A 23,182-nucleotide genomic window follows, 5' to 3' on the forward strand; every position below is an offset into this window, starting at 1 on the left:
AAATCATGAAAAAAATTGTTCTGACCATGTTGTTACTGGCAAGCTCCGGCGCTGCTCTGGCGGCGCCGCAAATTATCACCGTGAGCCGCTTTGAGGTAGGAAAGGAGAGCTGGGCGTTCAACCGTGAAGAGGTGATGTTGACCTGTCGTCCGGGCAATGCCCTCTACGCTATCAACCCGAGCACCCTGGTCCAGTATCCGCTCAATGAGGTGGCTGAGCAGCAGGTCAAAGCCGGCAAAACCACCGCCCAGCCGATCTCGGTGATCCAGATCGACGATCCGCAGCACCCGGGGCAAAAAATGAGCCTCGCGCCGTTTATCGAGCGCGCGCAGAAGCTCTGCTAGATTTTCGCGCTATCTCGCTGTAATGACATAAAAAAAACCGCCCTTGCCGGACAACGGCAGTGGCGGTTTTTTCGCTAACAGCGCCCTCTTTTCCAGGAATTATTCGGCCACATTGGCCGCAGACTGGAAAAGCTGACGCGTTAAACTATTCTTATAGTGCAAGGCGACTTAGCCTGCATAAATGCCAACTTTTAGCGCACGGCTCTCTCCCAAGAGCCATTTCCCTGGACCGAATACAGGAATCGTATTCGGTCTCTTTTTATCTTAATCTGTCTGCTTTCGCGATGACCAGCGACATCCTGTCAGTCAATCACCAGGCTGGCCTCTGGATGTCCCGTTATAGCACACCGTTTTTAGCATACACAATTCATTTACACACAAATTGCATCCAGCGGAAGCACGATATGAGGAAGGCGGAACCGTAAGCGAGGGGAGAGGAAAAGAAAAAACCTGCACCTAAACAGGCCCGGCGTGCAGGTTAACTGGCGGGCCAACATCGGAAGTCTGCTAGTATACCTATTTGTATGATAAATAGAATAAACAAAACCTTATTGATTTGGCAATTCATGCGATTAGTCGTCCGCGCCCCACTACGTGGCGGGAAATAATATTCAGAGGTGTAGTTTCGGGCAAACAGTATTATTCCGGAACGCTAAAGGTGGGAAATATCTGACTCTCCAGATAGCAGAGTAAAAGCCAAATTTCATCGCTGAAAATAAACCATATGCTGCCCAGCAGCACGACCGCCAGAATAATCAGCAGAAAAATTTCGGTTTTACTCATCATGCTAACGACTATCCAATGGCCTGCGGGACCATGATAGTAGCGAAATAAGAACATAATAAGCAAACGCCGCGTAACGGGGCGGGTTCGCTGGTCGCGAAATTTACATGCCCGGCAGCGGCTGCGTCAATATTGCCACCTGCTCCGCCAGCTGATCCAGCAGCTGGAATCGACGCCGGTATTCGGCCCGTTTTTTACTGGCGATGCTCTCCAGCGGTTTTCTTTCCAGACGCAGCGGTAGCTGCCAGCGCCAGAGGCTTTCCGGCTTGCCGTCGATGGATTGCCAGAACTCGTCATAGCTGGCGTGGAAATGGCGCCCCTTGCTCAGGCGATAGCGCAGGGCGCGGAACACATGGCCGTTATCGCTGACGCCGTAAATCGCCGCGATATGGCTGCGAGCGGCCAGCAGCCAGATAAACTCCAGCAGCAGGCGCTTCGGGAACAGGCCGTAGCAGGCGCGAGTCGCCTGCTTGATCACCTCATGAGAAACGTGGCGTCGCGGTCCCTGTAAACCGCCGATGACCAGCTGCCAGGCGTCGCCCTCCCGGGTCACGCTGAAGGTCGCGCTGGCCAGCAGGGTATGGTCGCTGTCGCGCAGCCATAGGGTGGTTTCACCCTCACGCTCGGCCTTCCCGGCCGAAGAGGCCGAGAGGGTAAACTGGCGTTCATCCTTTCCATTGAGCGTCAGCAACGGGACCTCGCACACCGCGGTCATGGCATGCGCCAGCCGCGACCCGCGCAGGGTATCGACATAGCGATAATGGCTTATGACCGCCATCGCCCGCTGCCAGGCGTTGAGATCGCGCGTCAGATATTGACGGTGCACTTTCCCCGGCAGCGTCGCCTGCGCCGTCAGCAGCTGGTTAAAATCGTCACGAGCGCTCAGCGCCTCCAGCATCGCTTTGGTAGGGCTATAAAATAACGCCGTGCGCAGCAGAAACTTAAAGCGGTAATTTTTCTGCCGCCAGATAGGTGCGGGTGTTAATCTGCCCATCACCAGATCGGCAATGAGATGCGAGCGCGGCGTAAGCACGCTGGATGAATGCAGGCTATTGTCTGTCACGATAAACACCTCGTTGTTATTTCCTGCTATTTTAAAGCGAGGCACTGATAAGCTTAATGCTCTGGCCGACTATATTTGCCGTTTGTTTAAAATCGATTGAGGTGTAAATAAAAAACAGCGGCTGTAAGCTGGAATTACCTATAATTACGGCAGAGAGGTAATTATATGTATCAGCGTATTAATGGCAGCGACTGGCGTAATATCTGGCTGATGGGCGATCTGCATGGCTGCTTTGCGCTGCTGATGGAGCGCCTGCGCCGGCTGCGCTTTGATCCCTGGGCCGATCTGCTGATCTCGGTTGGCGATCTGATCGATCGCGGGCCGCAAAGCGCTGACTGTCTCGGCCTGTTGCGCAGCCGCTGGTTCAGGGCCGTGCGTGGGAATCATGAGCAGATGGCGCTGGAGGCGCTGGAGAGCGGAGATATGACGCTCTGGCAGATGAACGGCGGCGACTGGTACGCCCGGAGCAACGTGCGGCAGCGGGCTGACGTCGATCGGCTGCTGGCGCGCTGTCAGCGGCTGCCGTTGATTATTGAAGTGGAGTGCGCAAAGGCGCGGCATGTGATCGCCCATGCCGATTACCCGGCGCCGGTCTATCGCTGGCAGCAGCCGGTGGATCCCCAGCGGGTCCTGTGGAGCCGCCATCGTCTGAGTGAACATCTGGCGGGGCGTCATGGCGCTATCGCCGGGGCTGACCATTTCTGGTTTGGCCATACGCCGCTTCGCGCGCGTTGTGACTACGACAATCAACACTATATTGACACCGGCGCCGTGTTCGGCGGCACGCTGACCCTGGTGGCGCTGCAGTCGGCAGGCTAAAAGTCACTGTATTCGCTGGCGGGTTGCCAGAAGCCGTCAATAAAATCTTCTATCGGGTAGCAGCCGCCGTGGCGGATCCGCTGATCTTCCATCGCCACCAGGCACTGGGTTTCCTCGCGGTAGACGTCAACCACAATGTCCTCGCAGCCGCCATCGAGATAGCAAATAAACAACACTAAGGCAAACATCCTGGCCTCATGTCCGGGGGCACATACTCTTTAGTGTAGGGGATGACGGCGGGACGGGGAAATAAATAACCCGTCTCAGGCGACGGGTTCATTGGTGTCAGGCAAGGCGCATGACCCAGGCATCGGACTGGCGGTCGTAATGTTTACGGTAGAGGACGGAATGTTCACCATTGAGAATCGCGGGAACGCTGGTATCGGCATCCCAGGCGTCAAGCTGCATACATAAATCTGGATCGGATTTGCAGGGAATGCTTAACGTTCGCTCACCCTGATGTTCACCATGCAGTTCGGCATCGTCTATCTCAAACGCGCCGATGCGGACATTGGTTTTACTCATCGCTTCACCCCATTTTTCAGCTGAGTTGTGGTACGACCAGTTGCGGCCGTCATTTTTCAGCGTAGTCAATGGGGGGAAAACCGCCAGTCAAAAAGTGCGTATTTTTTGCGCGGTGTCACACCTTGCCGGCAAAAAGTTTCCCATCGCGTACCAGCTCGCGCGGATAACTGTTCTTCAGACGGGAGCCGACGCGCTTGGCCAGGCCCAGCGGCACGCCCTGGAAGGTGACAATGGCTTCGTCCTGCGCTGGCGGGGTTTGCGGATAGACGTCGCGTCCGCGATACCACGCTTCCGCCTCCTCCAGCGTCAGCTCGAAGGCGCGCTGCGGCGCGGCAAAGGCGATAACCGCCTCATGCTGCCAGCGATAACCCTTATTGTGCAGCTCCGCCAGGCGCACGCCAATGCGCGAAAACCGCACCCGACCAAACAGAGGCTCCATAGACTGCGGAAACAGCCACAGCTCTTTATCTCGTTGCCACAGCGTGTGGCTCGCGTCCCATTCCAGGCCGACAGCGCGGGCGGCGGCGGTCGCCGCGGCGGCTTCCCGGCCCTTCAGCGGCACAAACGGGAACTTGCCGACCTTATAGCCCGGCGCCGGGAGCGGATCGATCGCCGCAGTCTTGCGCAGGCGAGCGACAAAGAAGCCTTCACAATCGTAGATCTGCGGGAAGACATGCAGAAATCCCTCCGCGGTTAAGGCATCGGCCGCGCCGGGAAACAGCGCTCCCAGCGGCTGGATCTCTACCGCCTGCGGGTAACGGGACAGCAGCCAGTGTATGACTGACTGATTTTCTTCGCGGTTCAGGGTGCAGGTCGAATAGACCAGCGTCCCGCCAGGGCGCAGGGCATGGAAAGCGCTGTCGATAAGCTCGCGCTGGGTGGCGGCGATGTCGAGGTTGCTCTCCGGCGACCAGTTTTTCAGCGCGTCGGCATCTTTGCGTACCACCCCTTCGCCGGAGCAGGGGGCATCAAGCAGAATGGCGTCGAAGGCTTCGGGCAATGCCGCGCCGAACACCCGGCCGTCGAAATGGGTCAGGCCGACGTTACTGATGCCGCAGCGGCTGATGTTGGCATGCAGCACTTTCACCCGGCTGGCGGAGAACTCATTCGCCAGGATGCCGCCCGCATTGCCCATCCGGGCGGCGATCTGGGTGGTTTTCGACCCCGGGGCGGCGGCAACGTCCATGACCCGTTCAGGCTGCGGGTTGTCGGCGAACAGGGCGGCGACCGGCAGCATTGAGCTTGCTTCCTGAATATAGAACAGCCCGCTGAGGTGTTCGGCGGTGCTGCCCAGCGGCAGCGCATCGTCGTCCCGCTCGATCCAGAATCCCTCCTCACACCAGGGGACCGGCGTCAGCTGCCAGCCATAGGGCGCGACCAGAGAGAGGAAATCATCGACGCTAATTTTCAGCGTATTGACGCGAATACTACGGCGTAGCGGGCGCTGACAGGCGGCGATAAAGTCGTCGAAAGAGAGGTGCGCCGGCATTGCCGCGCGCATTTGAGCGAGAAACGCTTCAGGGAAATAGACAGTATTTTCGGCCACGGGCAGCGCACCACAGAAAAAAAGGGTGCGCAGTTTAGCACAAACGCCCCGGTGCAGGACACCGGGGCGTGCGGTTTGTCGTCTGCCCGCCGCCGGCGTTTGCCGGGGCGGGAGAAGGGGAGGTAAGGATTACTGCGGCAGGGCGGTGCCCCACTCCCGCCACTCTTTCGGCTCGCTCTCCAGCAGCAGGAAGTGCTTGCCGTCCTGGGCCTTGGGCGCCAGCGGCGTACCCGGCGGCGTGGCAAAGGCGATCCCGCCGCGGATAAACTGATTGAAGGTCCCGGTTTTCACCACGCCACCAACCAGGCCGAAGTCGAGGCTGTAACCTGAGGCCAGCCAGAACACCGAGTTATTGCGCACCAGGTACTGGTAGCGCTTGCTGATGCGCATCTTAACCATGACCCGGTCAGACATCGATCCCAGCGACAGACCGGTCACCGTCCCGACTTCCAGACCGCGGAACAGCACCGGCGTACCGATGCCAAGCGATCCGGCTTCCGGCGCTTCCACCACGATATTCAGACCGTCGATATAGCGCGAGTCGCTGATCGTCGTATCCTGGATCTCAAAGTCGCGACGCGCCGGGCCGCGTCCGGGCTCAACGTTAATATAGGACTGGAACAGGGTGTCGAGATGCTCCACGCCTGCCGCGGAGATCTGCGGGGTGATCACCGAGAAGCGAGTCCCGGCGCGGGCAAACGTGCCGACGTATTCCGGGTAAAGCACGGCTTTCGCCTGCACCTCGTTTTTGGCGGTGATCAGCTCCAGGGACTGGATCTGACCGATATCAATGCCGAGATAGCGAATCGGCATCCCGGCCGCCATCTTCCCGGCGTCGAACGCGTGCAGGGTGATCTGGCCGCCCACGGCGCGCGCCGCCGTTTCAGAAGCGTAAAGGATGCGTTTATTATTCAGCCGCGCGTTGGCGCTGCTGCCGTTGAGGTTATCGAAACTGATCGCTCCTTTAATGGCGCGGGCCAGCGGCGAGGCCTGAACGGTGAGCCCGTTGCCGTCAAGTTTGACCTTCGCACCCCCTTCCGCCCAGAAGACGCTGTTGTTGGTCAGCAGGTAGCGGTACTCCGGCTTGATATGCAGATCAATATCGAAAGCGTCTTTGCGCGGTTTGACGGCGATGATCTCGCCGACGGCGAATTTACGATACAGCACCACCGAGCCAGCCTGAACGTCAGGCAGCGTCTCAGCGGAGAGGCTCAGGGTGGTGGTCGGCACTTCGCTCAGGCTGTTTTCCTGCGCCTTTTCGAGGTTGGCATACAGCGGATAGCTGCTCTGCATTTCGCCTTTTTCACCCGGGATCACCCGGATCCCGCCGTTCACCCATTCGCTGGCGCTGGCGCCCAGCACCTGCACGCCATCGAGCCCCACTTTGACGTCCAGACGACTGTTCACCACAAACTTGCTGTCGCCGCGAATCAGATCGCGGTATTCCGGGGCAATCGCCACCTGGAAGGTCACCCCTTTGGCCGTCAGCTTGCGCTCCAGCACCTGGCCGACTTTCACCCCGTGCAGCACCAGCGGCTGGCCGCCGTCGATCCCGTAGCTCTCCGGCGCCGAAAGGGTGACGGTAGCGACATTGGGCTCCTCCAGCAGCGCTTTATCCGCTGGCATGACGGAGAAGTGATTACGCGGTTCGCCTTCGCCGGGCACCAGCTCAAAGGTATTGCCGGTGAGCAGGGCGCTGACGCTGGGGTTATCAAGGGAGATCTTCGGCTTCTTCATCTGAATCAGCGTTTTCTCCCGCAGCAGGGTCACCACGCTCGGGTCGACGGTCATCTCGCCCGTGACTTTGCCGCCAGGGTTAAGATTCAGTTTGCTTAACTGGCCCACTTCCAGCCCCTGATACATCAGCGGCGTCGAGCCCGCTTTCAGGCCGTCGCCGTCCGGCAGGTCGAGGGTCACCACCACCCCGCGCTGACTGTGCGCCAGGTCTTCGTACAGATGATAGTCATCGTTTTGCGACGCGACCTGCGAATCGGCAGGGGAGTCAAAGGCGATGGCGCCGTTCACCAGCGCGGAAAGGTTCTCCAGCTGCACTTTGGCCCCGCTCAGGCCGACGTCGGCTTTGATCCCGGAGACGTTCCAGAAACGGCTGCCTTTTTTCACCAGGTTGGTAAACCGGCGCTCGATCAGCACATCAATGGTGACCCCCTGGTTATTGTCATTCAGCGTGAAGTCATACACCCGCCCGACTGGGATCTTACGGAAGTAGACCAGCGAGCCGCTGCTCAGAGAGCCAAGGTCGGGCGCCTGCAGGTGGATCATCAGCTCGCCGTTGTTGATGCGGTATTTTGGCTGGGTGTCGAGGGCGACGAAGTGATCTTCGGGTTCGCCCTTGCCCGGCATCATGCCGATATAGTTCCCGCCCACCAGGGCATCCAGTCCTGACACGCCGGCCAGAGAGGCTTTCGGCGTCACCAGCCAGAACTGCGTATCTTTGCGCAGCGCCTCTTTCATATCGCGTTTGATGCTGGCGGAAACTTCAATTTTACTCAGGTCTTTACTGAGACTAATGTCCTGGACGGTACCGACTTCCACCCCCTGATAGCGGATAGGCGTCCGCCCCGGCACGATGCCGTTAGCAGACTGGAAATCGATAGTAATCGTCGATCCACGGTCGTCAAAGCTGGTCCAGATGAGCCAGGCGGCAATCAGCAGCGCGATGACCGGCAGCAGCCAGAATGGCGAGATACGACGTTTGGTTTTTATTCTGGCTTCAGTCTGCGAAGCGGGCGTTTCCTGACTCATGTGCGTCCCAAAGTAAGCGGCTGTCCAGCCATTCAACTGCAAGAATAGTTAAAATTACCGCGCCACCGAAGTAAACCGCGGCCGGCCCCATCGTAAAGGCGAGGAGCTGATCGCGATTGATTAGCGACATGGTGAGTGAGATAACAAACAGATCCAGCATCGACCAGCGGCCAATCCAGGTTATCAGCCGCAGCAGCAGGATGCGGGTGCGCAGCCCCTGCTCGCATTTGAATTGTATGCTGAGCAGCAGGGTAAATAACACTATAACTTTGGTGAATGGCACCAAAATACTGGCGATAAACACCACGCCGGCGATGGCGATATTGCTGCTGGCGAGGGAGATGATCCCGGAGAGGATGGTGTCTTCCTGGCGCGCGCCGTTAACGTAAATGATGGAGATCGGCAGCAGGTTGGCCGGTAAGAGCAAAATCAGCGAGGCAATCAGCGCCGCCCAGCTGCGCTGCAGGCTCTGCGGTCGGCGATGGTGCAGCGGCGTGTGGCAGCGCCGGCAGCGGCCGCGGGCGTCGCGGTAGCCGGTGTAGTGGCAGCCGGTGCACACCTGCAGATTGTTATCGGCGCGGGTCGCCGGCCGTTCGGGATAGAATCGCTCCCACAGCTCTTCGACGTTCATATGGATAAGCGTCAGGATGCTCAGCAGCGTCAGGGAGATAAATGCCACGAGGCCGATGCCGGGCTGCAGAAAGGCGTAATCCTGCACCTTGATGGAGGCGACGCCGATGCCCACCAGATAGATATCCAGCATGACCCACTCCTTGAGCTTACCGAGCATTAGCAGCACCGGACGCAGGTTCATCCCCAGCACGTTGCCCAGCCACAGATAGCTAATCGAAACCACCAGCAGCACCGGGGCGACCACCGCGCAAAACAGCACCATCGCGGCGGTAAGCGGGTCGCCCTGCGCGGTCATCTGCCAAATTCCATGCAGAACGTTGGCGTCAATGCGAACCCCCAGCAGGTGAAGGCGCAGCAGGGGTTCGGACCAGGCAAAGGGCATTAACAGCAGCATCGCCAGGGCCATGCTGCCCAGACGGGTCAACGACCAGTCGCGGCCATCGCGCACCTTCGCGTTACAGCGCGGACACCAGGCGCTTTGGTTGCGTTTAAGCACCGGTAAGCGAAAGAGCATGTCACACTGCGTACAGCGCTGATAATGCGCATAGGGAAGCGGTGTGCTCACGGCATGCACGACCATCTTATTCGCAGGCTTAAGGGTGGATGTTTTTATCGGCATTTAATACGTACAGGAATGAATGTATCCCACTATCTTAACCTATGAATGAATTCATCTTGAGCCCAAGCGCATTTAATGCTTATTTTAGTAGGCTGTACGTATCAGGCAGTAAGACAACCAAGTGAAGATATAATGAGCAAAACAGAATTTTACGCGGATTTGAACCGCGATTTCCAGGCATTAATGGCAGGTGAAACCAGTTTCCTGGCGATGATCGCCAATACCAGCGCGCTGCTGTTTGAACGACTGGGCGAGGTCAACTGGGCCGGTTTCTATCTTCTGGAAGGCGATACCCTGGTGCTGGGGCCGTTCCAGGGCAAACTGGCCTGCGTGCGGATCCCGGTCGGGCGCGGCGTATGCGGCGCGGCGGTGGCGCAAGCCCAGGTGCAGCGCGTCGAGGACGTCCACGCGTTTGACGGCCACATCGCCTGCGATGCCGCCAGTAATTCGGAAATTGTCTTCCCCCTGCGCGTGAACGACCAGATTATCGGCGTGCTGGATATCGACAGTCCGGCTTACGGCCGCTTCACTGCTGAAGATGAGCAGGGGTTGCGCACGCTGGTCGAGCATCTGGAAAAACTCATCGCGGCCACTGATTATCAAAAAATCTTTACCCGTGTCGTGGGATAATCAACGGATAACGTAGCATTTAGCGAGGACGTCATTATAATGTCGCCTGTTCATGCCTGCGGCTTGTTGGCTACGTCCGTTGTAATCAGGAAATTTCATGGAAAATCAACCTAAGTTGAATAGCAGTAAAGAAGTTATCGCCTTTCTGGCCGAACGTTTCCCTCAGTGCTTCAGCGCTGAAGGCGAAGCGCGCCCCCTGAAAATCGGAATTTTTCAGGATCTCGTTGAGCGAGTGGGTGGTGAGATGAATCTCAGCAAAACCCAGCTTCGCGCTGCATTACGTCTCTATACTTCGAGCTGGCGCTATCTCTACGGCGTAAAAGCCGGCGCTATCCGCGTTGACCTGGACGGCAACCCGTGCGGCGAACTGGAAGAGCAGCACATTGCCCATGCGCGTCAGCAGCTGGAAGAAGCGAAAGCTCGCGTTCAGGCGCAGCGCGCTGCCCAGCAGGCGAAAAAACGCGAAGCCGCTGCCGCTGCAGGCCAGCCGGATGAAGGCGTTCGCCGCGAGCGTAAACCGCGTCCTCAGCAGCCGCGTCGTAAAGAGGGTGCTGAACAGCGTAAACCGCGTCCTGTTGCAGCCAAAGCTCCGCGTGAAGAGCGTCTTACTCCGGTATCGGATGTTTCCGTTCTGACCGTCGGCCAGGCGCTGAAGGTAAAAGCAGGCAATAACGCAATGGACGCCACCGTTGTGGAAATCACCAAAGATGGCGTTCGTGTACAGCTGACTTCTGGTATGTCAATGATTGTACGCGCAGAACACCTGGTGTTCTGAAACGGAGGCCGGGCCAGGCATGAACACATTTTTTAAAATCACCGCGCTTGCGGGCCTGCTGGCAATAGCAGGCCATGCGTTCGCTGTTGATGAAATAACCCGTGCAGATCAAATCCCCGTGCTGAAAGAAGAGCCGCAGCACGCGACGGTGAGCGAGCGCGTGACATCGCGCTTTACCCGCTCTCACTACCGTCAGTTCGATCTCGACAACGCCTTCTCGGCAAAGATTTTTGACCGTTATCTGAACCTGCTGGATTACAGCCATAATGTGCTGCTGGCCAGCGATGTGGCGAAGTTCGCGGCGAAAAAAGACCAAATCGGCGACGAACTGCGCACCGGGAAACTGGACGTCTTCTATGACCTCTACAACCTGGCGCAGCAGCGCCGCTTCGAGCGCTATCAGTATGCGCTGAAGGTGCTGGAACGTCCGATGGACTTTACCGGCAACGATAATTTCAACCTTGACCGCTCCAAAGCGCCGTGGCCGAAAGACGAGGCCGAGCTGAACAAGCTGTGGGACGCCAAGGTGAAATTTGACCAGTTAAGCCTGAAGCTGGCGGGGAAAGACGATAAAGAGATCCGCGACACCTTAACCCGTCGCTATAAGTTCGCTATCCGTCGTCTGGCGCAAACCAACAGCGAAGATGTCTTCTCGCTGGCGATGACCGCCTTCGCCCGCGAAATCGACCCGCACACCAACTATCTGTCGCCGCGCAATACCGAGCAGTTCAACACCGAGATGAGTCTCTCACTCGAAGGGATCGGCGCTGTGCTGCAGATGGATGATGACTACACGGTCATTAATTCGCTGGTGGCGGGTGGTCCGGCTGCGAAGAGCAAAGCGATCAGCGTCGGCGACCGCATTGTCGGCGTCGGCCAGACCGGGAAGTCGATGGTCGATGTCATTGGCTGGCGTCTGGATGACGTCGTGGCGCTGATTAAAGGGCCGAAGGGCAGCAAGGTTCGCCTTGAGATTCTGCCGGCCGGCAAAGGGGCCAAGACGCGTATCGTCACCCTTACCCGCGAACGCATCCGTCTGGAAGACCGCGCGGTGAAGATGTCGGTGAAAACCGTCGGTAAAGAAAAAGTCGGCGTGCTGGATATCCCGGGCTTTTACGTCGGCCTGACCGATGACGTGAAAGTGCAGCTGCAGAAGCTGGAAAAACAGAACGTCAGCAGCGTGGTTATCGATCTGCGCAGCAACGGCGGCGGGGCGCTGACCGAAGCGGTATCGCTCTCGGGGCTGTTTATTCCGTCCGGCCCGGTGGTGCAGGTGCGGGATAACAATGGCAAGGTGCGCGAAGACAGCGATAACGATGGCGTAGTCTATTACAAAGGGCCGCTGGTGGTGCTGGTTGACCGCTTTAGCGCCTCAGCGTCTGAGATCTTTGCCGCCGCAATGCAGGATTATGGCCGCGCGCTGATCGTTGGCGAGCCGACCTTCGGTAAAGGTACCGTACAGCAGTATCGCTCGTTGAATCGTATCTACGATCAGATGCTGCGTCCGGACTGGCCGGCGTTAGGTTCCGTTCAGTACACCATCCAGAAGTTCTACCGCATTAACGGCGGCAGTACTCAGCGCAAAGGCGTAACGCCGGATATCATGATGCCAACCGGAAATGAAGATCGCGAAACCGGCGAGCAGTATGAAGACAACGCGCTGCCGTGGGATAGCATCAACGCGGCCACCTACGTGAAGTCCGGGGACCTCGCCCCGTTTGGACCGGAACTGCTCAAGCGCCACGACGAGCGTATTGCCCAGGATCCTGAGTTCCAGTACATCATGAAGGATATTGCCCGTTATAACGCGATGAAGGACAAACGTAACATCGTCTCTCTGAACTATGCGCAGCGTGAAAAAGAGAACGAAGAGGATGATGCGATTCGTCTGGCGCGGATTAACGATCGCCTGAAACGCGAAGGCAAACCGCCGCTGAAAAAACTGGACGATCTGCCGAAGGATTACCAGGAGCCGGATCCGTATCTTGATGAAACGGTCCATATCGCGGTAGACCTGGCGCATCTCGAAAAAGCGCGCCCGGCGGTGGAACCGCCGGCCAGCCAATAAGTCGCCAACGGGCACCCTGAGAGGTGCCCGTTTTTTTAGGCGCCTGGTCATCGCCATTCAGCTCATCTAACAAAATGTCAACCTGCTCTGCCGCTGTCAGCAAGATGCTACAAAATGTAAAGTTGTGTTTTTATCGTGACTTAGCGGGGGCTGATGGTTGAAAATTGCAGCCTGACCCATACGATGTGGGTAATCGCATAGTGCGTTTTGTTAAATTGAGGTAAAAAGAAAATTATGATGCGAATCGCGCTTTTCCTGCTGACGAACCTGGCAGTGATGGTCGTGTTCGGGCTGGTGTTAAGCCTCACGGGGATCCAATCCAGCAGCATGACCGGTCTGTTGATTATGGCCCTGCTGTTCGGCTTCGGTGGTTCTATCGTTTCGCTGATGATGTCGAAATGGATGGCGCTGAAGTCTGTGGGTGGGGAAGTGATCGAGCAGCCGCGCAACGAAACGGAACGCTGGCTGATGAACACCGTTGCACAGCAGGCGCAGCAGGCGGGCATTGCCATGCCGCAGGTGGCTATCTATCACGCCCCTGACATCAACGCCTTCGCTACCGGCGCGCGTCGCGACGCCTCGCTGGTCGCCGTTAGTACCGGGCTGTTGCAAAACATGAGCCGTGATGAAGCGGAAGCGGTCATCGCCCATGAAATCAGCCACATCGCCAATGGCGATATGGTCACCATGACGCTGATCCAGGGGGTGGTAAACACCTTCGTTATCTTTATCTCCCGCGTTATCGCGCAGATTGCGGCCGGCTTCCTCGGCGGCAACCGGGAAGATGAAGGCGAGAGCAGCAATGGCAACCCGCTGATCTACTTCGCCGTCGCCACGGTGCTGGAGCTGGTGTTCGGTATTCTGGCCAGCATTATCACCATGTGGTTCTCTCGTCATCGCGAGTTCCATGCTGATGCCGGCTCGGCGCGCCTGGTGGGCCGCGAGAAGATGATTGCCGCCCTGCAGCGTCTGAAAACCAGCTATGAGCCGCAGGAAGCCAGCAGCATGATGGCGTTCTGCATTAATGGTAAAGCGAAATCCATGAGCGAGCTGTTTATGACCCACCCGCCGCTGGACAAGCGTATTGAAGCCCTGCGTAGCGGTGAATATCTGAAATAGTTCGTCATCTGACGCTGAAAATAAAAATCCGCAGCCCGAAGGCTGCGGATTTTTTTTGTCCTTCATCGTCAGGCTGCGCGCGGCTGGGTGACGCGCAGACCGCTAATCAGCGCCGCGACGGTCGCCAGGATGCCGGCCAGCAGCAGGGCGGTGTGGGTGCCGCTGTTGCCGAGCAGGTTGAACAGCAGGGCCACCAGCGCGGCGCCGGTGCTCTGGCCGAGCAGGCGAGCGGTGCCCAGCATGCCGCTGGCGCCGCCGCTGCGATGGCTCGGGGCCGAGGCGACAATGGTGTGGTTGTTGGGCGACTGGAACAGCCCGAAGCCGGCGCCGCACAGCGCCATACGCCAGATAATATCCAGATCGGTGGGCGACGCCGGAAGCAGCGCCAGACCGAACAGGCCGCAGGCCATAACCAGCAGCCCAATGGCCCCCAGTAGCCCCGCATGGCATTTCTCGATTAAATAGCCGGCCAGCGGCGCCATCACCATCGTCGCCAGCGGCCACGGCGTCAGCAGCAGGCCGGTTTCCACTTCGCTGCGCCCCATCATCGTCTGCAGGAAGAAAGGCAGAGAGACCATCGCCAGCATCTGTGCGCAGAAGGAGCAGATGGAGGTGCAGATTGAGAGGGAGAAGAGCGGGATGCGCAGCAGATCGACCGGCAGCAGCGGGACGGGCATCGTGAGCTGACGGCGAACGAAGAAAAAGCCTACCACCAGCATAGCGGCGACCTCCGCCAGCACCAGCTGCGTGGACTGGCCCTGGGCGAAACCGCTCAGGGCGGTGATCAACAGCCCGAAGGTCAGCGCGTTCATGATGGCGCTCGGCAAATCGAAGCGGACGATTTTGCTGCGCGCGCTGTTGGGCGGCAGAAAGCGCATGGCCAGGACAAAGGCGACGATGCCGAGAGGCACGTTAATTAAAAACAGCCATTGCCATGAGGCGAGGGAGAGGATGGCGGCGGCGATCGTCGGGCCTGCCGCCGAAGAGACGGCGACGACAAAGGAGTTGATACCCATGCCGCGACCGAGAAAGCGCTGTGGATAAATCAGGCGGATCAACGCCGTGTTTACGCTCATCAGCGCGGCGCCGCCCAGTCCCTGGGCGACGCGGGCGAAGGTCAGCATTTCGAGGCTGCGCGACAGGGCGCAGGCCAGCGAGGTAAAGATAAATACCACCAGGCCTATCTTATAGATACGGCGATAGCCGACCATGTCGCCGAGGAAAGAGAGCGGCAGCAGGGCGATAACAATGGCGATTTGGTAGGCGTTAACGATCCAGATTGAAGCCGCCGGCGAGGCGTTAAGATCGCTGGCGATGGTTGGCAGCGCGACGTTGGCGATAGCCCCGTCGAGCACGGCCATGGTCAGCCCAAGCACAATGGTCAGAATGGCGCCATAGCGTTGCGGCAGCGGCACGCCATCGGATGAATTTTTATCCATGGTGAATATAAGTCTTGAATGAAACGGTTTTTTGAATGATGAGTTTAGCATTGATTATTCCGCAGTATGTCGCAGATTTGTAACGAAGTGGCAGAAGAATGATTGCGGCGCAGAGGCGGCGAATTTATAATAAAAACCGGTTCTAAATTTTATAAAACAGTTACGACGAGGTGATAAATGGCAGGTGCAGATTTGGATAAACAGCCAGATTCTGTCTCTTCGGTATTGAAGGTTTTCGGCATCCTGCAGGCGCTGGGTGAAGAGCGTGAAATTGGCATTACCGAACTGTCCCAGCGCGTCATGATGTCGAAAAGCACCGTTTATCGCTTTTTACAGACCATGAAATCACTGGGCTATGTGGCGCAGGAGGGAGAGTCTGAGAAATACTCCCTCACGCTCAAACTGTTCGAGCTGGGCGCGCGCGCGCTGCAGAACGTCGATCTGGTGCGCAGCGCCGATATTCAGATGCGGGAACTCTCCCGCCTGACGAAAGAGACTATCCATCTCGGCGCGCTGGATGAAGACAGTATTGTTTACATTCACAAGATTGATTCAATGTATAACCTGCGGATGTACTCGCGTATCGGCCGTCGCAACCCGCTGTACAGCACCGCGATTGGCAAGGTTCTGCTGGCGTGGCGCGATCGCAGCGAAGTGGAGCAGATCCTTGACGGCGTGGAGTATAAACGCAGCACCGAGCGGACCATCACCAGTACCGCTGAGTTGCTGAAGGTGCTGGATGGCGTTCGCGAGCAGGGGTATGGCGAAGATAACGAAGAGCAGGAAGAGGGGCTACGCTGCATCGGGGTACCGGTATTCGACCGTTTCGGCGTGGTCATCGCCGGGCTGAGTATCTCTTTCCCGACCTTACGTTTCTCTGAAGAACGTTTGCATGAATATGTGGCGATGCTGCACCAGGCGGCGCGCAAGATTTCTGAGCAGATGGGATATAACGACTACCCCTTCTGACACGGCGCTGAAGTATTCGGCGACCGCGGCGCTATCGTCGCGGTCGCCGGTTCGATCTTAGCCGTTATCGACGACGGTTGCGCTTTTACGCAGCAGCGGGCAGTTGCTGACGCCGATTACGCCGCTATTGGAATGCACATAAAGTGCGGTACTGACCCCACGGGCGGTGAGATATTGACACTTCAGGCCGAGACCGCCGACGTTTTCTTCACTGTGGAATAATACCCCGTAGCCGCTTAATAATACGCCAATCCATAAGATAGCCACTACGACAATAGTACGAATGATTAATCGCATTGATGCCTCATTATTTGTAAGATCCTTGCCGTGATTTTGACACGAACACGTTTTGAAACAAGTCGATGATTCCTAAACTTGCCTTTCGTATTACAGTTAGCCGCGGTTTAAGAAGGCCGTGTTATCCTGGCGACATAAAGTACTGATGCGGAGAGTGGAGTGAAAAAATTACGGTGGGTTTTACTGATAGTCATCATAGCAGGCTGCCTGTTGCTGTGGACTCAGATGCTTAACGTAATGTGCGACCAGGATGTTCAGTTTTTCAGCGGCATTTGCACTATCAATAAATTTATCCCGTGGTAAGACATTTTTCTGACGACTGATTTCCTTCTGCGCCGCGGGTGGTAGAATGAACGCCTTCTCTTTGAGGTGGTGAAATGAGTGAGTTACTAAATCCTGGGATCTTAAATCTGGCATCGCTGGCCGTGTCTGTGGCGCTGCTGCTTGTCGGTCTGTTGTTATGGTTCTTCGTCAACCGCGCCAGCTCGCGGGCGAATGAGCAGATAGAACTGCTGCAGGCGCTGTTGGATCAGCAAAAGCGGCAGAATGCGCTGCTACGTCGCCTGTGCGAAGCCAGTGCGCCGGAAAAAGAGGACGTGGCTGAGCCGACCGTCGCCGGTAAGGCGAAAGGGGAGGACGAGTTTATCCGCCTGGTGGCAGAGCGCTAAGTACCTCGACAGGTGTGCATCATAAGATGCGCACCTGCATGATAGCGGGCGGTAATATCTTATTCTTATTCCATTATTCCTTTCTCAATGTACTATCCCCTTTTTTACACGCTGTAAATAAAGTGATCCCCGCCGCGTTTATTGTTGGATAACGTGACGCTGTCATCTTTTTTTCATTATTAAGGTGCAGAATTAGCACTATTTTTAGCGTGACGACTAACAGGTTTTATTATCACTACACTGGCGTGGCTTTAGCGATTTTTCGTCTGGGGTTATAACGAATTTTGCGCATCAATATTCATCACGGCCCGCCAGTCGCCTGTATACTGGCAGTTCGTATACGGACATACCTGGACGAAGCGAAGTTGTTGAGCTATGGTAAAAAAGTTGCCGTTACCGGGCTGCGCTCTTGCGTTATTGATAAACGCCATAGCGCCTTGCCAGGGGCGACAAACACGCATAAATGTGCAGGCGATCAAAGGATTACCTTATAATTTGTGCGAACGATCGAGACACGTTTAAAAATGGCTTGCCATTATTTACGTAGTGTGTGATAACACCTTTCGGGTTAAACGAGGTACAGTTCTGTTTATGTGTGGCATTTTCAGTAAAGAAGTCCTGAGTAAACACGTTGTCGTTGAATACCGCTTCTCTGCCGAACCTTAAATTAGTGCCTCATGCAGTTATGTGTCAGTTTTATCTATGTAAACGCCAGCAGGCGAAGAAAACAGTCTAAGGAATTTTGCAAATGGCAAAGATTAAAGGTCAAGTTAAGTGGTTCAACGAGTCTAAAGGTTTTGGTTTCATTACTCCGGCTGATGGCAGCAAAGACGTGTTCGTACACTTCTCCGCTATCCAGGGTAACGGCTTCAAAACTCTGGCTGAAGGCCAGAACGTTGAGTTCGAAATTCAGGACGGCCAGAAAGGTCCGGCTGCAGTTAACGTAACTGCTATCTGATACAAGACCACTCTTCTTGTATAAAAGCCTCGCCTGCGCGGGGCTTTTGCGTTTTTATTGCAAAGCATGTCATTTTTCCCCCTCTCGTCGCGTCTTGTTGCAAATACTCAACTTTATTAGCATTGTGTAGCAGTCTGTTTTGCTAATTTTCTGTTAAATCAGTTGGTTGCAAAACAATGCCGGAGCTATGGTGCTAAATAAAAAAATGAAGTCCGCCGCCAGCTTTACCCCGATTCGCTTCGGGTTACTCTGCGTGGCCATACTCGGTTGTCTGGGACTGCTATTGGCCCGCGTGGGCTGGCTGCAGATTATTTCCCCCGATAATCTGGTAAAACAAGAGGATATGCGTTCTCTGCGCGAAGAGCCCGTTGCGGTTGAGCGGGGGATGATCACCGACCGGGAAGGACGACCGCTGGCGGTGAGCGTTCCGGTCAGCGCAATCTGGATCGACCCGCAGACCACCATGGAGAAGGGCGGCGTCGGCTACGGACCCCGCTGGCAGGCGATGGCCGAAGCGCTGCATCTCAACCTCGGGGAACTGGCCCAGCGGGTACAGAGCCATCCCCACGCCCGCTTTCTCTATCTGGCGCGGCAGATCAATCCCGAGCAGGCGGCGTGGATTGATAAACTGCATCTGCCAGGCGTCTACCTGCGCGATGAATCGCGGCGTTTCTATCCGGCAGGCCATGTGGCTGCCAATCTGCTGGGCTTTACCAATGTCGATAATCAGGGCATCGAAGGGGTGGAGAAAAGCTTCAACGCCCAGCTGACCGGTAAACCCGGGCGACGTCTGGTGCGGAAAGATAAACATGGCAATGTGATTGAGAACATTACCGAAGTACCGCCTGTGCCGGCGCATAATCTGCAGCTGAGTATCGATGAGCGCCTGCAGACGGTGACGGAAGATGCCCTCGACAACGCTGTTCGCTGGAATAAAGCCGAGTCCGGGGCGGCGGTGCTGATTAAAATCGATACCGGTGAGATCCTGGCGATGGCCAGCTATCCGGACTTCAATCCCAACAATCGCGATGCCGCAACGCTGGATGATTTTCGCAACCGGGCCATCAGCGATACCTTCGAGCCGGGGTCGACCGTCAAACCGCTGGTGATCATGACCGCGCTGCAGCAAGGGATTGTCCAGCCGGACAGCGTCGTGGACACTCATCCGTTTGTCCTCGACGGCCACCGTATCCGCGATGTCGGCTATTATCCGGAGCTGAGCCTGACCGGCATTCTGCAGAAATCCAGCGATACCGGCGTATCGCATCTCTCGCTTGCCATGCCGGTGCAGCATCTGATTGACACCTATACGGCTTTCGGCTTCGGCGAGCCGACGGGGTTGGGGTTGACCGGCGAAAGCGCCGGGCTGATGCCGCATCGTCGTTACTGGGGGCAACTGGATCGCGCCACCTTCGCTTTCGGCTATGGTTTGATGGTTACCCCGCTCCAGCTGGCGCACGTTTACGCCACCATCGGCGGCTTCGGCATACAACGACCGTTGTCGATCACCCGCATCGACCCGCCGGTGATTGGCACGCGCGTAATGCCGGAGAATATTGTTCACAGCGTGGAGCATATGATGGAGAGCGTGGCGCTCCCAGGCGGGGGCGGTACCAAAGCGGCGGTGCGCGACTACCGGGTGGCGGTAAAAACGGGGACGGCGAAGAAAATCGGTCCGGACGGCAAATATATCGACAAATATGTGGCCTATACCGCCGGCGTGGCGCCCGCCAGCCGTCCGCAGTTCGCGCTGGTTGTAGTGATGAACGACCCGAGCAATGGCTCCTATTACGGCGGGGCCGTTTCCGCCCCGGTATTCAGCCAGATTATGGGCGATGTCCTGCGGCTGGAGAACGTCATGCCGGACGGCATGCCACAAGGGGCGGAGAATCTGATCGTTATGCACGACAGCCACCCGCTGGCGCCGGCGCTGTAACAGTGGTCTGCAGGGGCGAATAGCGCTACACTTTCGCCCTTTCAGCGACACCGGAGCCGTCATGTCATACAGTTGCCCCCTTTGCCACGCGCCGCTCAGCCGTAGCGACAATCACTATTCCTGCCCGCAGCGGCACCAGTTCGATCTGGCGAAAGAGGGGTACGTCAATCTGCTACCGGTGCAGTTCAAACGGTCGCGCGATCCCGGCGACAGCGCTGAGATGATGCAGGCCCGTCGGGCGTTCCTCGACGCCGGGCATTATCAGCCGCTGCGGGACGCTATCGCTGAGCGACTGCGGCACGCTGCCCCTCAGGCATTACTGGATATCGGCTGCGGCGAAGGCTATTACACCCACGCATTTGCCGCCATCGCCAGCCGCAGCTGGGGGCTGGACGTGTCGAAGCCGGCAATCCGCGCGGCGGCGAAACGCTACCCGCAGGTGAATTTTTGCGTCGCCTCCAGCCAGCGGCTGCCATTCTCCGATAACAGCTTCGATGCGGTGGTGCGCATTTACGCCCCCTGCAACGCCGGTGAGCTGGCGCGGGTGGTGCGGCCTGGCGGATGGGTGATCACTGCCACGCCGGGACCCTGCCATCTGCTGGAGCTGAAAGGGCTGATTTACGATGAGATCCGCCTGCATGAGCTGAAGACGGAAGCGATGCCGGGGTTCCGCCTGGATGCTCAGCAGCAGCTGGCTTATCCGATGACCCTGACGGGAAGTGAAGCGCAGGCCCTGCTGCAGATGACGCCGTTCGCGTGGCGGGCCAAAGCCGAAGTGCATGACGCGCTGCGTCAGCAGGCGACCTTTGGCTGCCAGACCGATTTTATGATCCATTGCTGGCAGCGTGAGGAGTAAAGCTTAACCGGCGAAATGGCTCCAGAGAATTTCGCTGCCGATGCCAATCAGTACGATACCGCCGAGAATTTCGGCCCGTTTGCCCAGCAGCGGGCCGATAAAGCGACCCACCATGATCCCCAGCGTCGACATGATAAAGGTGGCGCAGCCGATCGCCAGCGCGGTGGTCACAATGCTGACCTGCAGGAAGGCCAGACCGACGCCGACGGCCATCGCGTCAAGGCTGGTGGCGAAGGCGGTGGTGACCAGCAGCCAGAAGCCATGCCGGCGAGGCGCCTCGCACGCCTCGTCGCTATCGCCGCGAAGCCCTTCGACAATCATCCGCCCGCCGAGAAACACCAGCAGAATAAAAGCAATCCAGTGATTCCACTCGAGCACAAACTGGCTGGCCAGCATGCCCAGTCCCCAGCCGACCATCGGCGTCAGGGTTTCAATGGCGCCAAAAATCAGCCCGGTGCGTACAGCTTCTGAGAATTTGGGTTTATGCAGGGTGGCGCCTTTGCCGATAGAGGCCGCGAAGGCGTCCATAGACATGCCGAAAGCGAGAAGAAGGGTTGCGGATAAATTCATGTGCCTGTCCTGACCGGGGATAATCCATATGACACATCGCTGCCCCCAGTAAATATACGCGGAGCCGCTCAATGGCTGAGCAATACGTACAGCAGTGATGTATCTATGGTCTCGCCTGATTGAATCACTTCAACCCGTACGTGCCACGTTTTGCAACGAGTATGTTGACACGTACATTTCCTGACGGGCAGGAAATCGGCTACTCCCCAACGACGGGCGCAACCTTAACATATTTTTAGAATATAAAACAATAACAGAAGAGGGCTATTTTAATAACCAAATGATAACGATTTTCATTTGAATTTATAAGTAAATAAATAGTTAATGAAAAAACAGAAGGGCAGAGGGGGAAATATAGCCATGGCTATATAATTCCCCAGAAGAAATCTGAAAAAACATAGCGTTGGCTATATTTTTAACTCATTGAGTTGAAACGAGAAGTTTGTATATTTTTTCCAGATCGTCGATATTTCGTACGCGAATCAGCAGCCGCCGTTGCTCTAATTGCATCACCAGTACGCCGTCTTCGGATAAATTCATCTCTTTAATTCGCTGATATTCTATCCACACGTTGGCGAAGAAAAAGCCGCGCGGTTTAAAAATGATTTTCGGCGTACGGATCCAGAATAAATAGAGTCCCATCAGCGCCAGCGCAGATAATAGCCAGGTGGTGATCGCGGTGCCGTGCTGGGTGATGTTGTTATAGATCAGAATGGCGATGAGGCCGACAAAGATCATGCCGTCAACGCGGCTGCGGCGAAGCAGGGGGATGGCCAGCAGCACCGGGCCGTTGCGCCTCGGCATAATAAACTGGTCATACACCGCGTAGGCCAGTAGCGCAAGGATAAACAGGATGATCACCAGGTCCGTGAATGTCATTGCTTTGCGTTCCTCCTGATAAAAAAAAGCCGGGGGCAAGCCCCCGGCGTACAACCTGGAAATTACAGACCCAGCAGACCGACAGCGTAGCCCGCGATACCGATGACAAAGAAGCCAACGATGATCCACAGCGGGTTAACTTTCTTACGCAGCAGCCACATACAGGCGAAGGTCAACAGCAGCGGTACCAGGCCCGGCATCAGCTGGTCGAGGATCGTCTGCACCGTGGTGACGTGAACCTGTCCGTCAGAGCCGGTGATTTTTGACACCACCATCGGAATGTTCACGTGCGTCCACTTGTTAACCAGCGCCCCCATGACAAACAGGCCGAGGATTGACGCCCCCTCAGTCAGTTTCTGCAGGAAGCCGCCGCCCATATCTTTCACGATGTCCACGCCTTTGCGGTAACCGTAGGCGACGCCATAGTAGCGGGTCAGTAGTCGCACCGCGTTGAACAGGATAAAGAACAGCAGAGGTCCGAGCAGGCTTCCGCTCATCGCGATCCCGGCGCCTAAGGCCGCGAACACCGGACGCACCGTACCCCAGAAGATCGGGTCGCCGACGCCGGCCAGCGGCCCCATCAGACCGACTTTGATGCCGTTGATGGCGCCATCGTCAATCTCTGCGCCATTGGCGCGCTGCTCTTCCATCGCCAGCGTTACGCCCAGTACCGGCGCGGCAACGTAAGGATGGGTATTGAAGAACTCAAGGTGACGCTTAATCGCCTGCTTACGCGCATCGTTGTTCTCCGGGTAGAGACGACGAATCGCCGGAACCATAGAGAAGCAGAAGCCCAGCGCCTGCATACGTTCGAAGTTCCATGAACCCTGGAACAGGTTAGAACGAATGAACACGCCACGAATATCACTCTGAGTGAGTTTTTTCTCGGTGGTATTTTTAGTCATATCAACCATTTCGCTCAC

The 23,182-nt window shown here is 56.8% G+C and carries 23 protein-coding genes and 2 pseudogenes; 13 read left to right on the plus strand and 12 right to left on the minus strand.

Features of this window, described 5'->3' with window-relative positions:
- Positions 1-5 precede the first annotated feature (5 nt).
- Positions 6-344 carry a YebY family protein gene (locus tag ABLV52_RS07485; protein WP_002911404.1) on the plus strand — a complete coding sequence of 113 codons (339 nt, stop codon included), beginning with the start codon at positions 6-8 and terminating at the stop codon, positions 342-344.
- 639 nt (positions 345-983) lie between these two features.
- Here ABLV52_RS07485 and ABLV52_RS07490 read toward each other — a convergent pair.
- Together ABLV52_RS07490 and ABLV52_RS07495 are read right to left on the minus strand one after the other, a co-directional pair.
- Positions 984-1,127: an Ecr family regulatory small membrane protein gene (locus ABLV52_RS07490; RefSeq protein WP_032425946.1), complete on the minus strand. Its 144-nt coding sequence runs from the start codon at positions 1,125-1,127 to the stop codon at positions 984-986.
- 103 nt (positions 1,128-1,230) lie between these two features.
- On the minus strand, positions 1,231-2,199 hold the full coding sequence (locus tag ABLV52_RS07495) for a VirK/YbjX family protein (protein WP_072413392.1): 969 nt from the start codon (positions 2,197-2,199) through the stop codon (positions 1,231-1,233).
- A 156-nt stretch (positions 2,200-2,355) separates the two neighbouring features.
- Between ABLV52_RS07495 and pphA the strand changes: the two genes are divergently transcribed.
- Complete coding sequence (gene pphA / locus ABLV52_RS07500; protein WP_023290232.1) at positions 2,356-3,009, plus strand: protein-serine/threonine phosphatase; 654 nt, start codon at positions 2,356-2,358, stop codon at positions 3,007-3,009.
- On the opposite strand, the gene ABLV52_RS07505 is transcribed toward pphA, so the two are convergent.
- The 5 genes from ABLV52_RS07505 to yebS form a co-directional block, all read right to left on the minus strand.
- The gene (locus ABLV52_RS07505) at positions 3,006-3,197 is read right to left on the minus strand and encodes a YebW family protein (protein ID WP_002911395.1); all 192 of its coding nucleotides are present in this window, start codon (positions 3,195-3,197) and stop codon (positions 3,006-3,008) included. The genes pphA and ABLV52_RS07505 overlap by 4 nt on opposite strands.
- Positions 3,198-3,294: 97 nt before the next feature.
- The gene (locus ABLV52_RS07510) at positions 3,295-3,534 is read right to left on the minus strand and encodes a YebV family protein (protein WP_002911393.1); all 240 of its coding nucleotides are present in this window, start codon (positions 3,532-3,534) and stop codon (positions 3,295-3,297) included.
- Positions 3,535-3,649: 115 nt separating this feature from the next.
- Positions 3,650-5,080: a 16S rRNA (cytosine(1407)-C(5))-methyltransferase RsmF gene (gene rsmF, locus ABLV52_RS07515; RefSeq protein ID WP_049013974.1), complete on the minus strand. Its 1,431-nt coding sequence runs from the start codon at positions 5,078-5,080 to the stop codon at positions 3,650-3,652.
- 129 nt (positions 5,081-5,209) lie between these two features.
- Complete coding sequence (locus ABLV52_RS07520; protein WP_017900210.1) at positions 5,210-7,843, minus strand: PqiB family protein; 2,634 nt, start codon at positions 7,841-7,843, stop codon at positions 5,210-5,212.
- Positions 7,812-9,095, minus strand: a complete 1,284-nt coding sequence (gene yebS / locus ABLV52_RS07525; RefSeq protein ID WP_032428915.1) for a membrane integrity lipid transport subunit YebS — start codon at positions 9,093-9,095, stop codon at positions 7,812-7,814. The genes ABLV52_RS07520 and yebS overlap by 32 nt, the downstream gene beginning before the upstream one ends.
- A gap of 132 nt (positions 9,096-9,227) precedes the next feature.
- Here yebS and ABLV52_RS07530 point away from each other — a divergent pair.
- The 4 genes and pseudogenes from ABLV52_RS07530 (at position 9,228) to htpX (ending at position 13,687) form a co-directional block, all read left to right on the plus strand.
- Positions 9,228-9,741, plus strand: a pseudogene (locus ABLV52_RS07530) (GAF domain-containing protein).
- An 81-nt stretch (positions 9,742-9,822) separates the two neighbouring features.
- Complete coding sequence (proQ, locus tag ABLV52_RS07535; protein ID WP_023290227.1) at positions 9,823-10,500, plus strand: RNA chaperone ProQ; 678 nt, start codon at positions 9,823-9,825, stop codon at positions 10,498-10,500.
- Positions 10,501-10,519: 19 nt separating this feature from the next.
- Positions 10,520-12,568, plus strand: a complete 2,049-nt coding sequence (prc, locus tag ABLV52_RS07540) for a carboxy terminal-processing peptidase (RefSeq protein ID WP_032453364.1) — start codon at positions 10,520-10,522, stop codon at positions 12,566-12,568.
- Positions 12,569-12,802: 234 nt separating this feature from the next.
- A complete protein-coding gene (gene htpX, locus ABLV52_RS07545) occupies positions 12,803-13,687 on the plus strand; it encodes a protease HtpX (protein ID WP_023290225.1) in 885 nt (294 codons plus the stop codon).
- A 68-nt stretch (positions 13,688-13,755) separates the two neighbouring features.
- On the opposite strand, the gene ABLV52_RS07550 is transcribed toward htpX, so the two are convergent.
- Positions 13,756-15,126, minus strand: coding sequence for an MFS transporter (locus ABLV52_RS07550; protein ID WP_044523967.1), 1,371 nt, complete (start codon positions 15,124-15,126; stop codon positions 13,756-13,758).
- 177 nt (positions 15,127-15,303) lie between these two features.
- Between ABLV52_RS07550 and kdgR the strand changes: the two genes are divergently transcribed.
- The gene (kdgR, locus tag ABLV52_RS07555) at positions 15,304-16,095 is read left to right on the plus strand and encodes a DNA-binding transcriptional regulator KdgR (protein WP_004203369.1); all 792 of its coding nucleotides are present in this window, start codon (positions 15,304-15,306) and stop codon (positions 16,093-16,095) included.
- 57 nt (positions 16,096-16,152) lie between these two features.
- Here kdgR and ABLV52_RS07560 read toward each other — a convergent pair whose 3' ends face one another.
- Positions 16,153-16,392: a YobH family protein gene (locus tag ABLV52_RS07560; protein ID WP_110211369.1), complete on the minus strand. Its 240-nt coding sequence runs from the start codon at positions 16,390-16,392 to the stop codon at positions 16,153-16,155.
- Positions 16,393-16,551: 159 nt separating this feature from the next.
- On the opposite strand from ABLV52_RS07560, the gene mgrB reads away from it, so the two are divergent.
- The 6 genes and pseudogenes from mgrB to rlmA all read left to right on the plus strand — a co-directional run bounded on the left by mgrB (position 16,552) and on the right by rlmA (position 20,810).
- Positions 16,552-16,695: a PhoP/PhoQ regulator MgrB gene (gene mgrB, locus ABLV52_RS07565; RefSeq protein ID WP_002911375.1), complete on the plus strand. Its 144-nt coding sequence runs from the start codon at positions 16,552-16,554 to the stop codon at positions 16,693-16,695.
- Positions 16,696-16,769: 74 nt separating this feature from the next.
- Entirely contained in the window at positions 16,770-17,060 is a 291-nt protein-coding gene (locus tag ABLV52_RS07570) for a YebO family protein (RefSeq protein WP_023290222.1), read from the plus strand.
- 591 nt (positions 17,061-17,651) lie between these two features.
- Positions 17,652-17,723: pseudogene (locus tag ABLV52_RS07575) on the plus strand (DUF2627 domain-containing protein); the annotation flags it as partial.
- Positions 17,724-17,808: 85 nt separating this feature from the next.
- Positions 17,809-18,018 carry a transcription antiterminator/RNA stability regulator CspE gene (gene cspE / locus ABLV52_RS07580; protein WP_001062678.1) on the plus strand — a complete coding sequence of 70 codons (210 nt, stop codon included), beginning with the start codon at positions 17,809-17,811 and terminating at the stop codon, positions 18,016-18,018.
- 187 nt (positions 18,019-18,205) lie between these two features.
- Positions 18,206-19,954 (plus strand): peptidoglycan glycosyltransferase FtsI, encoded by a 1,749-nt coding sequence (ftsI, locus tag ABLV52_RS07585; protein ID WP_032428912.1) that lies wholly within the window; start codon positions 18,206-18,208, stop codon positions 19,952-19,954.
- Between the two features lie 61 nt (positions 19,955-20,015).
- The gene (rlmA, locus tag ABLV52_RS07590) at positions 20,016-20,810 is read left to right on the plus strand and encodes a 23S rRNA (guanine(745)-N(1))-methyltransferase (protein ID WP_348890229.1); all 795 of its coding nucleotides are present in this window, start codon (positions 20,016-20,018) and stop codon (positions 20,808-20,810) included.
- Positions 20,811-20,813: 3 nt separating this feature from the next.
- Here rlmA and mntP read toward each other — a convergent pair whose 3' ends face one another.
- The 3 genes from mntP to ABLV52_RS07605 all read right to left on the minus strand — a co-directional run bounded on the left by mntP (position 20,814) and on the right by ABLV52_RS07605 (position 23,173).
- Positions 20,814-21,380, minus strand: coding sequence for a manganese efflux pump MntP (gene mntP, locus ABLV52_RS07595; RefSeq protein ID WP_348890230.1), 567 nt, complete (start codon positions 21,378-21,380; stop codon positions 20,814-20,816).
- Between the two features lie 420 nt (positions 21,381-21,800).
- Entirely contained in the window at positions 21,801-22,259 is a 459-nt protein-coding gene (locus tag ABLV52_RS07600; protein ID WP_023290218.1) for a DUF986 family protein, read from the minus strand.
- 62 nt (positions 22,260-22,321) lie between these two features.
- Entirely contained in the window at positions 22,322-23,173 is an 852-nt protein-coding gene (locus tag ABLV52_RS07605; protein WP_004145526.1) for a PTS mannose transporter subunit IID, read from the minus strand.
- Positions 23,174-23,182 lie beyond the last annotated feature (9 nt).

It is taken from the genome of Klebsiella sp. GB_Kp056 (assembly GCF_040064755.1).
Lineage (GTDB): Bacteria > Pseudomonadota > Gammaproteobacteria > Enterobacterales > Enterobacteriaceae > Klebsiella > Klebsiella quasipneumoniae.